Raw genomic sequence first — 15,680 nt, forward strand, 5'->3', positions numbered from 1 at the left:
TGTTATGTTAGAATAAAAGAAATAAGAGTTAAAGGAATGGAATGTAATGAAAATGATCGTTGGCCTTGGAAATCCAGGCAAGCAGTATGAAGCTACGAGACATAATATTGGTTTTCAAGTAATAGATGAGCTTTCAAAAAGGTTGAGTATCCCACTTAACCAATCGAAGTTTAATGGTATGTATGGGACAGGACATATTGGAACTGAGAAAGTGATGCTTTTAAAGCCATTAACTTACATGAATCTATCGGGAGAATGTATTGTTCCCCTGATGGATTATTTTGGGGTAGAGGATGAAGAATTAGTTGTAATTTACGATGACTTGGATCTTCAAGTAGGAAAACTAAGACTAAGACAAAAGGGAAGCGCTGGAGGGCATAACGGGATAAAGTCAATCATTCAACATCTGGGTACGCAGGAATTCAATCGTATTCGCATAGGGATAGACCGACCCAAAAACGGCATGAAGGTTCCAGACTATGTCCTCTCAGATTTTACGAAGGAAGAAAAAATTGAAATAGAAATAGCTACTCAAAAGAGTGCAGATGCATGTGAACAATGGTTTAATAAGAGCTTCTTAGAAGTCATGAATATTTTTAACGGTGCATAAAACAAGAAGTAAAAGCCTATACTTCCTAAAAAGGGGGTTAATGGCTATGCCGATTCGTTATAGATGTCGCCATTGTGAAACAGAAGTAGGCCAGCTACCATTGGATTCCATAGACGAGGCTTTTCTACAAAAAAATAATATTGAGCCAGAAGAACAACATATATATATTCAAACGGGAGCTGAGGGAGATTATACAATCCAGTGTATTTGCGAAGAGTGCCAAACCTCTTTGCAGAAATTTCCGAGTTACTACGCATTAAAAAAATGGATACAGTAAATGCTTTGGCACATTTTGTGCACAAAGCCTTTTTCTGTTTTTGCTGTTCCAAATAAATCGTTTTATTTGTTTATTAGATAAGGGTGGGTGGAAATGGAACTGCTAAGTAATTTATTGATCGAAGATACACAAATGCAAAAGCTAGTGAAAGATTTAGAGAGTGGTACTGATCAAACTTTAGTAACGGGCCTCTCAGGGAGTGCCAGGGCTGTCTTTACTAAAATGCTGCATAAAGCATTAGAAAAACCAATCCTTATTGTCACACCAAACCTGCTACATGCGCAGAAGCTTACTGAGGATTTAGTTAAGCTCCTAGGAGAAGAATTGGTGAGATTGTATCCTGCAGATGAATTGATAGCTGCAGATATATCCATTGCAAGCCCCGAGTTACGTGCGCAACGGTTAGAAGCACTAGACCATATGCTCAATGTTAAACGAGGAGTCTACATTGTCCCGGTGTCTGGCTTGAAAAAGCGTATGGGAAATGTAGGTGATTGGAAGAATAGCTCCATCGTCCTTGTAGAGGGAGAGGACCTTATATTAGACACCTTCCTGCAAAATCTAGTGGATATGGGTTATGTCCGTCAGCCGATGGTTACCGCACCTGGGGAGTTTGCGCTTCGTGGCGGCATAATTGATATTTATCCCTTGTATTTAGAGAATCCAATTCGTATTGAATTGTTTGATACTGAGATTGATTCAATCCGTACCTTCTCTGCGGAAGATCAGCGTTCCTTAAAGAAGTTAAAGGATATTCGTATACTACCAGCTACTGAATACGTACTGACTAAGGGGAAAAAGGTATTGCTTGCTCAAAAGCTAGAGGACGCATTAGCGGAGAGCCTGAAAAAGGTAAAGCTTCCTGACATGAAGGAGAAGTTTTATCAAAACATTCAACAGGATATAGAGTTATTAAAACAAGGCGAACAACCGAAAGAATTCATGAAGTATATTTCGTTAATAGAAGAAGATAGTTTCTTAGGAGATTATTTTGATCCGAGTGGAATTATTTTATTTGACGAGCTCGGACGTATTCAAGAAGTAACGGAAACGTTAGAAAAGGAAGAGAATGATTGGTATCTTTCATTGCTCGAAGAAGGAAAAACGGTCCACGATGTAAAACCATCGTATAACTTAAAAGAGATTATCCAAAAGCTTCCCAACTATAAAGTATATCTATCCTTATTCTCGCGCACGTTCTCTGGGGTAGTTATTAAGAAAGCGATGAATGTATCTTGTAAGCCAATGCAAAATTTCCATGGACAAATGCATTTGTTGAAGAACGAAACGGAGAGGTTTGCCCAAGGTAAATTTAGAGTAGTCATTTTGGCAGACGGTAAAGACCGTGTACAAAAAGTTCATACTGTACTAGAAGACTATGAAATAGTATCTAAGATTGGACCAACTGCAAAGGACTTTGACAAACCTGGTATTTTTATCGTTGAGGGTGATTTAGAGGCTGGCTTCGAATTGCCTCTGCAAAGAATTGCGGTCATTACAGATTCTGAATTGTTTAAACAAAAGCATAAGAAAAAAGCGAGAACACAAAAAGTAACAAACGCAGAACGTATTAAAAGCTACTCAGAGATAAAACCTGGAGACAACGTTGTACATATCCATCATGGGATAGGGAAGTATATAGGAATAGAAACATTACTTGTAAACGGAATCCATAAAGACTATTTGCATATCCGCTACCGTGGAGAAGATAAGTTATTTGTCCCTGTAGATCAAATTGACTTAATACAAAAATATGTTGCTTCCGGAGAAAAGGATCCAAAGCTTCATAAACTAGGTGGAGCAGACTGGAAGAAAACAAAATCTAAAGTATCTGCAGCAGTGCAGGATATTGCAGATGAGCTTATCAAGCTCTATGCAAAACGAGAGGCCGAGGTGGGATATGCATTCGAACCAGATGGGGAAATGCAACATACCTTTGAGGCAGCATTCCCATACGAGGAAACAGAAGACCAGCTTCGTACAATAGAAGAAGTTAAAAGAGATATGGAAAGACCGAGGCCGATGGATCGCTTAGTATGCGGGGATGTGGGTTATGGTAAGACAGAAGTTGCTATTCGTGCTGCGTTTAAAGCAGTCATGGAAGGTAAACAAGTAGCATTCCTATGTCCTACGACCATACTTGCACAGCAACATTACGAAACGATGATGGAGCGTTTTCAAGATTTTCCGATTCAAGTAGGTCTGTTAAGTCGCTTTAGAACTAAAAAGCAACAGGCGGAAACTATTAATGGTTTGAAAAAGGGCCTTATAGACATTGCTGTGGGTACGCACAGAATCTTGTCAAAAGACGTGGAGTATCAAGATCTTGGACTATTAGTCGTCGATGAGGAGCAGCGTTTTGGGGTGAAGCATAAAGAGAAGATTAAACAGCTAAAAACCAACGTAGATGTTATTACACTAACAGCTACGCCAATTCCTCGTACACTTCATATGTCGATGATAGGCGTACGTGATTTGTCCGTCATCGAAACTCCTCCTAAAAACCGTTTTCCAGTACAAACCTATGTAATGGAATATAACGGTGCGTTAGTAAGAGAGGCAATTGAAAGAGAGCTAGCAAGGGGAGGACAGGCATTTTTCCTCTACAATCGAGTAGAAGACATTACACGCAAAGTGGATGAGATTCAAATGCTTGTTCCAACTGCTAGAGTTGGATACGCACATGGGCAGATGTCTGAAACAGAGTTGGAATCCGTAATTATCAGTTTCTTAGAGGGTGAATATGATGTGCTTGTTACGACGACTATTATAGAAACTGGGATTGATATACCGAACGTTAATACATTAATTATTCATGATGCTGATAAGATGGGGCTATCCCAGCTGTACCAATTACGTGGTCGAGTGGGTCGTTCCAACCGTGTTGCCTATGCCTATTTAATGTATCAAAGAGATAAAGTATTGACTGACGTAGCGGAAAAAAGACTACAGGCAGTGAAGGAATTCACAGAGCTAGGTTCCGGGTTCAAGATAGCAATGCGAGATTTATCGATTCGTGGAGCTGGAAATCTACTTGGCTCCCAACAGCATGGGTTTATCGATTCAGTAGGTTTTGATCTATATACGCAAATGCTAGAAGACGCTATCCAAGAAAAACAAACCGGTATTAAAAAGGAAGAATTACAGGAAATCGAAATAGTATTAGGAACAGATGCTTACATTTCAGATGAATATATTCCTGACGGATATCAAAAAATTCAAATGTATAAGCGTGTTAAAGCAATGGAAAAAGAAGAAGAGTACCTCGATTTAGTAGATGAACTACAGGATCGTTTTGGAGATATTCCTTTAGAAGCTGAAAGATTGCTCCGTATTGCTAGGATGAAGGTTTGGGGCAAAGAGGCCGGTGTAGAATCTATCAAAGAATCCGATAAAGTTACTACTATCCGTTTAAGTGCAGAGGGTACCAAGACTATTGATGGAGCGAAGCTTCTGGAGGAATCGATGAAATATGGTCGTGCCATAGGCTTTAATGTAGACAAGACAAATCTAGTTTTAACGATCGATGAACGTAAAACTGGGAAGTATAATGCGTTTGATGTTTTAGAAGATATCATGAGTTTATTGCCTAAATCAAAAAAGATATTAGAAGTAAATTAACGTATTGCATATTATTAGGAGATGTGAGCCATACTATGGCAGAAATGAACTTTAATTTCCATTCTGTCGAAAGAGAGGCACACATTACATGAAAGCAACTGGCATAGTACGTCGTATCGATGATTTAGGTAGAGTTGTAATACCAAAAGAAATTCGTAGAACCCTTCGTATCAGAGAGGGAGATCCATTAGAAATCTTCACTGACCGTGAAGGGGAAATCATCTTAAAAAAATATTCTCCAATTAGTGAGCTTGGTGACTTTGCAAAAGAATACGCAGAAACACTATATGAAACATTGGGCACACCAGTGCTTATAAGTGACCGTGATGAAATGATCGCGGCAGCCGGGTTATCTAAAAAGGATTATTTAAAACGAAGATTGAGTCCAGATGTGGAAGACGTCGTCAACAATAGAACGATGGTTATTGAAAAACATGAAAATTCTGTGGAATGGGTTCCAGGAGTGGTAGAAACAGTTAAGTCTTACTGCATCGCTCCAATTATCGCATCTGGGGATCCAATAGGTGCTATATTCCTTTTCTCTAAAGTGCACTTTATTGGAGAAGCAGAAATGAAGGCTATTGAAACTGCAGCTAATTTCTTAGCAAAACAAATGGAAAATTAAACCGACCTTCCTCTTATACAAGAGGAAGGTTTCTTTATATTCATGTATAATAGTGCTATTGCTGGATGGAAGAAGGATTACAGATGAGCAACGAATGGAATATGAAAACTTATATGAAGGGTGCTGCCATGCTAACAGTCGCGGCTATTATCGTGAAACTGTTAAGTGCTATTTATCGGGTACCCTTTCAAAATCTAGTTGGGGATGAAGGCTTTTATATATATCAACAGGTTTACCCTTTCATTGCGATTATTACCACTTGGACATCTTTTGGCTTTGCTGTAGCCCTATCTAAAATTATGTCAGACTATCGAGCTTCTGGTAAATCCTTTGCAATTCCCCAAATAAGAAGGATTGCTTTTTACTATATAGCAATTATTTCGGTGGTATTCTTTTGCTTATTATTTTTTGGTGCCAATTTATTGGCTAATTTTATGGGAGATATCCAACTAGCTCAGCTTTTAAAAGTAGGTTCATATGTTATTCTGCTTATGCCAATGCTTGCTGTCTTAAAAGGAGAATTTCAAGCTGACGGGCGAATGGGATACGTTGCGTATGCTCAAGTAGTCGAGCAGGCAATTCGAGTTTCTGTTATCTTATTTGGAACTTGGGTGGTCCTCTTAAACAGCATGGATCTATACAAAGCAGGAAGTATGGCTATGTATGGTGCAGTTGCAGGAGAATTAGGTGGGGTATTCTTTTTAGGGATAATCTATTGGAAAATAACAAGAAAAACACATACTAAAGAAAACAAATTATTGGTGCCTATTTGGCCAATTGTAAAGGAATTGACGATGCTAAGTGTAAGTGCAAGTATTAGTGCATTGCTGTTCCTACTCCTTCAATTGGTGGATTCCTTTACGGTATTTCAAATACTAGTAGATAATGGAATGGCAAGACAGGAAGCGATGGAAAAAAAGGGTGTGTATGATAGGGGCCAACCATTAGTACAGCTAGGGATTGTCATTGCTTCCACTCTTTCACTTGCCATTGTACCTCTTGTTGCTCATCGTTTAAATAAAGAAAAAGGAAGAACAGCCCTACCTTTTATGCAGCTGACATTTAGAGTAGCATTTACATTTGGAGTCGCTGCAGCGTTAGGACTTATCGCAGTACTGCCTTATTTGAATGAGATGCTGTTTAAAACGCGTGCAGAATCTATTACTCTAATGGTATTTTCATTTCAGATTATTTGGATGTCTTTAATCTTAACGCTAATGGCTATGCTTCAGGGTGGCGGTAAAACTAGAATTCCAACTATTATCTTATTGCTTGGTGTGTGCGGTAAATGGATATTAAACAACATACTAGTACCTAGCTATGGTGTATTAGGTGCTGCTTTAGCGGGTAATATTAGTTTAGCTCTTATATGTTTCTTAATGCTTTTCTACTTTAAGAATCTCTGGAGAATCCGTTTTGCTACGTTAAAATTTTATAAAGGAGTTTCTCTAGCGGCATTTATGATGCTTCTTGCCGTGATTGCATACACTAAGCTGGCAGAGAATATCTTCTTAGCGACTCTCTCAAGCAGAATGCAGGCAATAGTAATTTCAATTAGTGCCGTATCATTGGGAGCCGGTGTCTTTATATTTATATTGACGAAGAAGAGAGTTATCGGGGAGAAAGAATGGTTTTTACTTCCCTTTGGAAGAAGAATGGCCAAACTTCAGCTTTGGTTGAATAAAGAAAAGTAAGGTTGTGAGAAGATGAACGAAATCACGATAATTGGACTTGGAGCCGGCGATATAGACCAGCTTCCTCTAGGAATTTACAAAAAGTTAAAAAATACAGCACACTTATATGTTCGGACGGAACAGCATCCAGTGCTTCAAGAGCTACAAAAAGAGGGAGTGTCGTGGACTAGCTTTGATGAAATTTATGAAAAAAATGATCAATTTGAGAATGTGTACAAAGAGATTGTAGAAAGTCTTTTACAGCAGGCAGAAAATTTCCCACTAGTCTATGCTGTTCCGGGACATCCACTAGTGGCAGAACAAACCGTACAGCTTTTAATAGAAGCGGAAGAGCAAGGTAAGATAAAGATTAAAATAGAAGGTGGACAGAGCTTTTTAGATCCTATCTTTGGTGCTCTTCGTATTGATCCTATTGAAGGATTTCAATTATTAGATGGAACGAGCTTTAAACGAGATGAAGTTCAGATGAATGCCCATGTGTTAATAGGACAAGTATATGATGCGTTTAGTGCTTCCGAGGTGAAGCTAACTTTAATGGAGAAGTATCCTGACGATTATGAGGTGACCATTGTTACGGCAGCTGGCTCCTCGGAGGAGATTTTAAAGAAGGTGCCTTTATTTGAGCTAGACCGAGAAATGGAATTAAATAATCTCACTACTCTATACGTTCCACCAATTCATGAAAAAGAAAATCGTATAAAGGAATGGCAGACCCTCAGAGAAGTGGTAGCCCAATTAAGAGGTCCTGATGGCTGTCCTTGGGATAAAGAACAAACTCATACAACCTTGAAAAAATATGCAGTAGAAGAAGTATATGAACTACTTCAGGCGATAGATGAGGAAGACGACGATCATATTGTTGAAGAGCTAGGAGATGTCTTGTTACAGGTGTTTTTACATGCCCAAATTGGGGAAGATAATGGATACTTTAGTTTAGAGGATGTTTTAGCTTCTGTAACTGAAAAAATGATTCGAAGACATCCACATGTTTTCGGGGATGCAGTAGCAAACAATACAGATGACGTTTTACGTAACTGGCAGACGATTAAAGCGCAAGAGGGTAAGGAGTCAACTAAATCTCTACTTGAGGATGGACTGCGAACAGATTCTTCCTTGCTAACATCTTTTAACTATCAAAAAAAAGCAGCCAAAGTAGGTTTTGATTGGCCGGAGGTTTCTGAAGCTTGGGAGAAATTTGAGGAAGAATTACAGGAGTGGAAGGTTGAGCTCCAGTCAAACGATAAAGAAGCTCAAACAGATGAGTTAGGAGATTTATTATTTACTGTAGTGAATTTAGCACGTTTCCATGGGCTATCTCCAGAGCTTGCTATGATGCAGGCCAATCAAAAATTTAAAAGAAGATTTGAATATATAGAAAAATGTGTCAACCAAGGTAGAAGAAGCTTTGAAGAATATAATTTAGAGGAGCTTGACCAATTTTGGAACGACGCAAAAAAATTAGAGAGGTAGTGAGTACATGAGATTAGATAAGTTTTTAAAGGTTTCAAGACTGATTAAACGAAGAACGTTAGCCAAAGAAGTAGCAGATCAAGGGCGTGTCACCATCAATGGGAAGGTGGCAAAGGCCAGTTCAGATGTAAAGGTTGGAGACGAATTATCTATTCGTTTTGGACAGAAGGTTGTCACTGCTTCAGTGGACGGGATTAAAGATTCTGCCAAAAAAGAGGATGCTGCCTCCATGTTTACGATTATTAAAGAGGAGAGATTAGAAAAGGTCGACTCTCAATTTATTGATGACGAAGATTAATGGTAGATTCTTAAAGAAGATAATAATTAACTGGTCAACTAGTTTAGATCAAGTGTAACAAGTTTCGTAGCAATACCTCTGCTAAAATGTAATCTCCTTATCCAACTAAATCTATCACGAATAAATTCTTTTAAAAAAAAGCGTGATAACAAGTCATGCATCTTTTCAATGCTGCATACAATAGATTAGGACAAGGAGAGGAGAGAGTATATGCAATATCAAGCAGAGAATCAAACTATCACAATTCCGTCGGGGGATCATTTAATTTCACTAAGAAATCGTAAAAGAATGGACTTAACATCTGTAAAAACAATCGAACGATTTGATCAGCAAGAGTTTTATGTACGTACATCTCAAGGAACCCTTCATATTAAAGGAGAGGACTTGAAGATTGTCCATCTAGATGTTGATAAAGGGCTTCTAACTTTGGAGGGCATTGTACGATCAATGGAGTATGATGAGGAACAAAGTTCAGACGGCGCTAGAGGATTACTTCATAAATTATTCGGATGACACTTTCTCTACAGTTTTATAGTTTATTATTAATGATTGCTAGTGGTATCTTAGTAGGTGCAATAATCGAAGGAACGCGATTTATAACGGAGCATACTCCGAGGCGTTCCTTTGTTTTTAAATACCGAGTAATTTTAGAAATAATAGTCTGGATTCTTATGGGACTAGCAACCTTTTATATTCTTTTCAATGTACGCGACGGGATATGGAGAATTTATGATCCACTTGCTCAAGTATTTGGAATTCTCCTGTATCAGTTATTTTTTCAGCCCGTCTTTCGACTAGCTGGAAGAATCTTTTTGCGTTTAGTAGTAATGCCGATTTGGTTTATAATTCGTATCATTTTGACGATTCTTAGAAAAATTATGCATTTAATACTATTCATTATTCGTTTTATCCTAATGCCGTTTCTTATTCTATATAAAAAAATAAAGCAATTGGCCCTACAGAAATTGCCAAAAATGAGTTATAATAAAAGATACAAGAAATCTAAGAAAAGATAGGAGAGAACGATGTGAGACAGAGGCAAATAAAAGAAGAACCATACGAAAAACAAGTGGCATCTATAAATACAGACTATTTACGCTCTGTTCAACGTCGCGATTCTCGTATTAAATCTAAAAAAGTTCGGTTGTTGAGACGCTTAGTAAGTTTCTTCATTGTTTCTATAGCAGTAATAGGATTTTTAGTTACCATCTTGGTTAACAGTCATCAAACCTTGGCTGAGAAAAAAGAACAGCAGGTGCAGGTAGAAGAAGAACTGGCAAAAGCGCAAGAAGACCAAGAAATGCTTAAAATTCAAATATCTAAGTTAAACGATGATGAATACATTGGGAAGCTATTAAGAAAAGAATTTTTCCTTTCAGAAGAAGGAGAAATTATCTTCTCCTTACCAGAAGAAAGTGACAAATAACATAAAAAATCTAACTTGAAGAGAGTGGTCTTGTTGACACTCTTTTTTTGTTAGCTATAATAAAAGATAGGGTCTGTATAAAAAATATACAAATTCATTTATAAAGAACCGCTTAAATTCTAAGGAGGAGCATTTTTTTTATGTCAATTGAAGTAGGCAGCAAGGTACAAGGTAAAGTAACAGGAATCACTAACTTCGGAGCGTTCGTTGAGCTTCCTGGGGGCTCAACAGGTCTAGTTCACATTAGTGAAGTTGCAGATAACTATGTGAAGGATATTAATGAGCATTTAAAAGTAGGCGATATGGTCGAAGTAAAAGTGATGAATGTTGAAGCGGATGGCAAAATCGGCTTATCTATTCGTAAAGCAAAGCCACAAGCAGAAAGACCAGAGAGACCAGAACGTCCTCAGCGTCCACGCAATAATAACCGCCCGAACGATCGTGATCGTCCGAGCAAAGAGAATTTTGAGCAAAAAATGGCAAGATTCTTAAAGGATAGTGAAGATCGTTTGTCTACGTTAAAACGCGCAACAGAGTCTAAACGCGGTGGTAGAGGCGCAAAACGAGGATAATATGCTGTCTGTTTTATCGGTAGAAAAAATGTTTAATAGATGTGGAAAGGTGTTAGCATTGCTAACGCCTTTTTTGTATGGTAAATATTTTCACTATTGGAACAAATGAGGTAAAATATATATGTAATTTAAAGTAGGTTTATCTCATGGGAAATGTGAATTGACTTAAATGAAAAATGATTAATTGTAGAGTGATTGGGTAGTTAAATATTACGAACTATCAGTTTAGGAGGCAAAGCATGACTAAAGATGAAATACTAAAAGCGCATCAGCAATATTTAGAGTGGTTGGATTCTCTTGAGAGCTTAAGTGAAGAAGAAGGGAACACTCCTTACCGTGAAGGAAAATGGACGCCAAATGAAATTATTATGCATATGGCGGAATGGGACAAGTTTACGTTACAGGAACGTCTACCTTTAATGAAAGAAGGAGAAAAACATCAAGCGTATCCAAATTTCGAAGACTTCAATGCAAAAGCTGCAGCCCTTGCTAATGAACAAACATTTAAAGAAACCATTGCTCATGCAAAAGAACAGCGCAAAGCCATCATGGGAGAGCTTAAGAAGATTGATGAAATAGAATGGGATAAATATTTTTATATTGGGGATCATTCCAGCACTATACGCAACTATTTCACTGACTTCCTGGAGCACGACCTACATCATCAAAAACAGATTTCACCAGGCTATAGTAGTTAAATTCATAGTTAAAATTGCAACCCGTAGACCAATTTGAAAGCAATATATGGTCTGCGGGTTTTTAATGTTTAGGAGATTAATAAAATTTTGGGAAAGAAGTATGCTAGGGGGATTAATGAATGATAAAGAGAAACTCAGCGAAGGCTATTATAATTGATGATAAGAGAATATTAGTTATCAAGCTCCATGAAAATAATGAAATCTACTATATTTTGCCGGGCGGAGGGCAAGAGCCGGGGGAAATTTTACATGAAGCCCTCAAAAGAGAGTGTAGGGAAGAGGCAGGAGCAGAGATTATCATTGGAGATATAATATTTGTGCGAGAATATATTGGGAAGAACCATGAATTAGCAGGGAGACACGGAGATTATCATCAGACGGAGTTTATGTTTTTATGTAAAGTCGAGCCGTTAAACTTCGTAAAAAGTACTTTACCTGATAGAGGACAAATCGGTTTAGAGTGGATACCTATTTCCAGCTAATGGAATATAATTTTTCTCCTAAAGGCTTGAGACAACATATAGTTACTTATTTTAAGGAAGGAAAAGCACAGGTCTATGTCGGAGACATTAATTAATAGATAGAGCTTTAGGGCTTTAAGAAGTGCAGAATACAGATTGTGAAGAAAATTTCTCATAGAGAAACTCCGACCTCTTTGAAAATGTATACAGTTTGAGCCCACTTTATAGTGGGCCTATATTTGGTTGGCTCAAAACAAAATAAGTACTTTTCTATGTCGGAAAACGGTTAGTGATCGTTACTGGTAGATTTACCTAATGAAAAACCTTCAAACAAGCGACCACCAAATGGTTCTAGTATTTCGTCGACAAGCTCGATAATTTTTACTTTATCCCGATGCTTGTAATAGGCGTCGAAGACTTCAATAAATTTATGAGCAAACGATTCGTCAAATTGCTTCAATGCGCGATATCCCCACTTAGAAGTACCAACCCACTGACGATTCACTCTTAACACAAACTCGCTAGCTAGCTCTAGGAGGGTATGGACAATAAAGATATCCTCTTCGGGGGTTGTACTTCCGATAAAATCGTCTAAAACATCTGTAAGAAAATAGCGCTTCAATGTAATGGTAGCTTTTGACCATTCCTTCGGTCCATTCGACAATAACAAGCGGGCTTCTCCTTGAATAGACGATAATAACCCATCATCCTTTAAAACCATTCCCTCGACTATCATCTTCGGAAGCGATGGCTTAGCCCTCTCGCAATCCAACTCAAAGTAATGTTTGTAGGAACTTAAATTATGGATAAATACTTCTACAGGCCACCCTTCTACATAAAAGGACTCTCTAAAAGCTGAAAGAATACTATTATCAAAAATTACAATATCCAAGTCAGATGTGGAAGTACCTTCTCCACGAACAATACTCCCAGCCAAAATGGCACCCTGACAGTGAGGATAATATTGCTGAATAAAGTGATTAGCCACTGCAATTGGATCGTTTTTTTCCTTAAACACTTTCTTGCCCCCTTTTATTAAAGGATAGCAAAAAAGAGGCTGCATTTGTGCAACCTCTTTTTAAGATGACCCCTACGGGATTCGAACCCGTGTTACCGCCGTGAAAGGGCGGTGTCTTAACCGCTTGACCAAGGGGCCGTATAATGGCGGCCGAGGGGATCGAACCCCCGACCTCACGGGTATGAACCGTACGCTCTAGCCAGCTGAGCTAGGCCGCCGTTTTAACGAACAAATATCATATTACAAGCGTTTGGACAAAGTGTCAATACTTTTTTGAAAAGATATTTTAAAAAATATATCTACAAAAAAAACTGACAATTTACGTGGCTGCAAAAGCACCTAAATTACTAGGTTTTTAAAGAAGTATGGACCTTAAGTGTAGGCCTCATATTTTAATATTCAAATCATGGTATATCAGGTCGAAAAGTTTTTGAGAGGAGTGTCAGGAAGAGACATACTTTTTGAAATGCAGTAGGTATACTTCGAACATGAGTTGAATAGGGAGGTATACAAATATGAAAACGATTTACGAACAAGAACAAAAAAGAAGCTTTGCGTGGAGAAGGGTAGTAGAAAATATTCAGGCAAGAAAGGTCACCATCTCTTTAATGGTCACATTCTTTGTTCTTTCTTTTTTCTTAGCCCAGGTTGTTCTATTCGAGGCATCGGTCCCATTTTTCTTACCTATATGGGCGTTGGTTAATTTAAGGTTTCAACGTTTTATACCTTGGACGTTTGCAGGAGCACTTTTGGGTAGTATGACGCTTGGGCTAGGACAATTACTAATCCATGTATTTCAAGCGGTATTTTTTACACTTCAAGGAAAAAGGTTTATAGAGAAAATCCCAATACCTTTATTTGTCCTGATAGATGTTGTCCTTATTCAATTGATTTGGCAATTTGTATCGTATGGCGGCGCCGTTCCAATGTCTATTTTGTTAGCTATAGGCTATGAGGGAATCTTAAGTTTGTTCATGACTATCTTTTTATTTCAGTTATTTCTTCCTTTACCTGAGTTCCTTCATAAGAGATGGACTATGGAAAGGATGGGATCAGCTTTATTGATAGGGGCATTAGTTTTGACTGGCATGTCTTCTTTTATAGTTGGTTACGTCTCTGTTCCGTTAATTATTGCGCATTTAGTAATTGCTGTAGCTGCCGCGGTAGGGGGTGTTCAGCTTTCTACTGTTGTAGCAGTCCTGGCAGGTACGATATTAAGTATCTCCACCTTAAGCTTCAGTGGAATGATTGCCGTTTATGCCTTGACTGGTTTTTTAGCAGGCTTGCACAAAAGATTTGGCCGGCTTTGGCAAGCATTTAGTATGCTAGGTGCAACTTTTTTCTTTATCTTATATGATCATACACTACCATTAGATTCCGTTTATATCGGTTCTCTAGTAGCGGCCTCACTAATCTTTTTTATGATTCCCTCGAAGTGGATTAAAGATGTGAAGGAGCAGCTATACCCAGATACGACTCATGTCCTTTTGAGAAGGCAAAAGTGGATGACAGAGAAGGTGAATCATCAGCTACAGGAATTTCAGCATTTTGTAGATTTTATCACACGTTTTATATCGGATCGTTTTGAACCTAAATCGGCAACCGAGGAAGTAGTGGAGCCATTAGCAGCTTGTCAGTCTTGCTTTCATTATGAAAAATGTTGGGGGGAGAAATCTAACGGAATACCGAGTCTTATACAACAATGGGAGGACCAACCAAGAAAAGCGAGAATTCAGCTGGAGAAGAAGATGCAATATAAATGCGTTAAACCACTTCAAATATTGCAAGAGTTAAAGGAAAGAGAGGCGAAAAGACAGCTAGCATATGAAATGCAGCACGGTAAGAAAATGTTCGCACTAAAGCTGAGAGATATGGGAAATCATATGAGTGAGCTTATGAACAACTTAGAAAATAATGTATCGTTATATACATCACATGAAGAGGAAGTGAAGCAAAAATTTCAACAATGTAATATTCCGTTTTATCAAATAGACATTTTAAATATTGATGTAGGACAGATGGAGGTAGTCTGCTGTTTGCCAGTAGAGTCGAGAGGCAAAATGATAGGCGAACGATTGATCATACCAATCCTCTATGAACTATGGAAGGAGCCTTTTGAGATAACCTCCATGAAAGAAGTGCATCAGCCGTATGAGCATATTCAAATGACATTTAAATCATCCGTTAGATTTAATATTTCCCACGATATATTTACTTCCTCAAGTAGAAATACAATCTATTCTGGGGATGCTCATGCTGTATTTCCTTTACATCCCGGATTACTTGCAGTTATTTTATCGGATGGAATGGGCAACAATGTAGAAGCACACCGTGAAAGCAGAAGGGTTATGCAATTTATGAGAGAATGCCTTAACAAAAAAATGGATCCTGAAACGACCATGCATACGTTGCATTATATGATGAGCCTACAGGATGACTCTGATAGCTACGCAACCGTTGATCTGGCACTAATTGATCTTCAGAAGGGGGAACTATGGTCTTGGAAAGCAGGCAGTATGTCTACTTATCTAATTCGAGGAAATGAGATGAGGAAAATAGAAAGTAAACACGTTCCATTCGGCTTCTTACCTACGTTCTCGATAGAGGCGAGAAAGGTCGATATTAAGGACGGCGATATATTATTAATGTTATCGGATGGGGTGTTTTCAGCAAATACAACTATAGAGAAGCAGGAGGCATATTATAAAAAAGTATTACAGGATCCTTCTATGAACGCAGAGAAATTCGTAAAAATATTAGAAGAAACTTACTCATTACCAGGAGATGATCGCACGGTTATTTTTATGCACGTAAAGCATACTGTTCCGGAATGGTCAATATTTTCACCTAGACAAGCATCTAAGTTCCATGAAAAAATGGTACACTAGACTAGTATAAATGCTTATATAG

General features: G+C 38.1%; 15 protein-coding genes and 2 tRNA genes. 14 read left to right on the forward strand and 3 right to left on the reverse strand.

Annotation, left to right across the window (positions count from 1 at the left end):
- Positions 1-46: 46 nt before the first annotated feature.
- The 13 genes from pth to MHB55_RS00360 all read left to right on the forward strand — a co-directional run bounded on the left by pth (position 47) and on the right by MHB55_RS00360 (position 11,773).
- Positions 47-610, forward strand: coding sequence for an aminoacyl-tRNA hydrolase (gene pth / locus MHB55_RS00300; protein WP_144541526.1), 564 nt, complete (start codon positions 47-49; stop codon positions 608-610).
- A gap of 46 nt (positions 611-656) precedes the next feature.
- Entirely contained in the window at positions 657-887 is a 231-nt protein-coding gene (locus tag MHB55_RS00305; protein WP_144541524.1) for an anti-sigma-F factor Fin, read from the forward strand.
- A 93-nt stretch (positions 888-980) separates the two neighbouring features.
- Positions 981-4,508 (forward strand): transcription-repair coupling factor, encoded by a 3,528-nt coding sequence (gene mfd / locus MHB55_RS00310; protein ID WP_191697930.1) that lies wholly within the window; start codon positions 981-983, stop codon positions 4,506-4,508.
- Positions 4,509-4,596: 88 nt separating this feature from the next.
- Positions 4,597-5,133, forward strand: coding sequence for a stage V sporulation protein T (gene spoVT / locus MHB55_RS00315; RefSeq protein ID WP_144541520.1), 537 nt, complete (start codon positions 4,597-4,599; stop codon positions 5,131-5,133).
- Positions 5,134-5,216: 83 nt separating this feature from the next.
- Positions 5,217-6,827 (forward strand): putative polysaccharide biosynthesis protein, encoded by a 1,611-nt coding sequence (locus tag MHB55_RS00320; protein ID WP_191697929.1) that lies wholly within the window; start codon positions 5,217-5,219, stop codon positions 6,825-6,827.
- A 12-nt stretch (positions 6,828-6,839) separates the two neighbouring features.
- A complete protein-coding gene (gene mazG, locus MHB55_RS00325; protein WP_191697928.1) occupies positions 6,840-8,297 on the forward strand; it encodes a nucleoside triphosphate pyrophosphohydrolase in 1,458 nt (485 codons plus the stop codon).
- 7 nt (positions 8,298-8,304) lie between these two features.
- Positions 8,305-8,595 carry an RNA-binding S4 domain-containing protein gene (locus tag MHB55_RS00330; RefSeq protein ID WP_144541514.1) on the forward strand — a complete coding sequence of 97 codons (291 nt, stop codon included), beginning with the start codon at positions 8,305-8,307 and terminating at the stop codon, positions 8,593-8,595.
- Between the two features lie 210 nt (positions 8,596-8,805).
- Positions 8,806-9,108, forward strand: coding sequence for a sporulation protein YabP (yabP, locus tag MHB55_RS00335; RefSeq protein WP_144541512.1), 303 nt, complete (start codon positions 8,806-8,808; stop codon positions 9,106-9,108).
- On the forward strand, positions 9,105-9,611 hold the full coding sequence (yabQ, locus tag MHB55_RS00340) for a spore cortex biosynthesis protein YabQ (protein ID WP_191697927.1): 507 nt from the start codon (positions 9,105-9,107) through the stop codon (positions 9,609-9,611). Before yabP ends, yabQ begins: the two co-directional genes overlap by 4 nt.
- Positions 9,612-9,622: 11 nt before the next feature.
- Positions 9,623-10,021: an FtsB family cell division protein gene (locus tag MHB55_RS00345; RefSeq protein WP_229653979.1), complete on the forward strand. Its 399-nt coding sequence runs from the start codon at positions 9,623-9,625 to the stop codon at positions 10,019-10,021.
- A 140-nt stretch (positions 10,022-10,161) separates the two neighbouring features.
- A complete protein-coding gene (locus MHB55_RS00350; protein WP_144541508.1) occupies positions 10,162-10,593 on the forward strand; it encodes a S1 domain-containing RNA-binding protein in 432 nt (143 codons plus the stop codon).
- 239 nt (positions 10,594-10,832) lie between these two features.
- A complete protein-coding gene (locus MHB55_RS00355) occupies positions 10,833-11,291 on the forward strand; it encodes a DinB family protein (RefSeq protein WP_151111847.1) in 459 nt (152 codons plus the stop codon).
- Positions 11,292-11,410: 119 nt separating this feature from the next.
- Positions 11,411-11,773 (forward strand): NUDIX domain-containing protein, encoded by a 363-nt coding sequence (locus MHB55_RS00360; RefSeq protein WP_154311958.1) that lies wholly within the window; start codon positions 11,411-11,413, stop codon positions 11,771-11,773.
- Between the two features lie 265 nt (positions 11,774-12,038).
- Here the strand turns inward: MHB55_RS00360 and MHB55_RS00365 are convergent, their stop codons facing one another.
- The 3 genes from MHB55_RS00365 to MHB55_RS00375 form a co-directional block, all read right to left on the reverse strand.
- On the reverse strand, positions 12,039-12,770 hold the full coding sequence (locus MHB55_RS00365) for a nucleotidyltransferase domain-containing protein (protein ID WP_154311957.1): 732 nt from the start codon (positions 12,768-12,770) through the stop codon (positions 12,039-12,041).
- A 66-nt stretch (positions 12,771-12,836) separates the two neighbouring features.
- Positions 12,837-12,908, reverse strand: a tRNA-Glu gene (locus tag MHB55_RS00370).
- A 6-nt stretch (positions 12,909-12,914) separates the two neighbouring features.
- A tRNA-Met gene (locus tag MHB55_RS00375) sits at positions 12,915-12,988 on the reverse strand.
- Positions 12,989-13,285: 297 nt separating this feature from the next.
- Between MHB55_RS00375 and MHB55_RS00380 the strand changes: the two genes are divergently transcribed.
- On the forward strand, positions 13,286-15,658 hold the full coding sequence (locus MHB55_RS00380) for a SpoIIE family protein phosphatase (RefSeq protein ID WP_154311956.1): 2,373 nt from the start codon (positions 13,286-13,288) through the stop codon (positions 15,656-15,658).
- The last annotated feature ends 22 nt before the right edge of the window (positions 15,659-15,680 follow it).

This window comes from Psychrobacillus sp. FSL K6-1267, assembly GCF_038003265.1.
In the GTDB taxonomy this organism is placed as follows: Bacteria; Bacillota; Bacilli; order Bacillales_A; family Planococcaceae; genus Psychrobacillus; species Psychrobacillus faecigallinarum.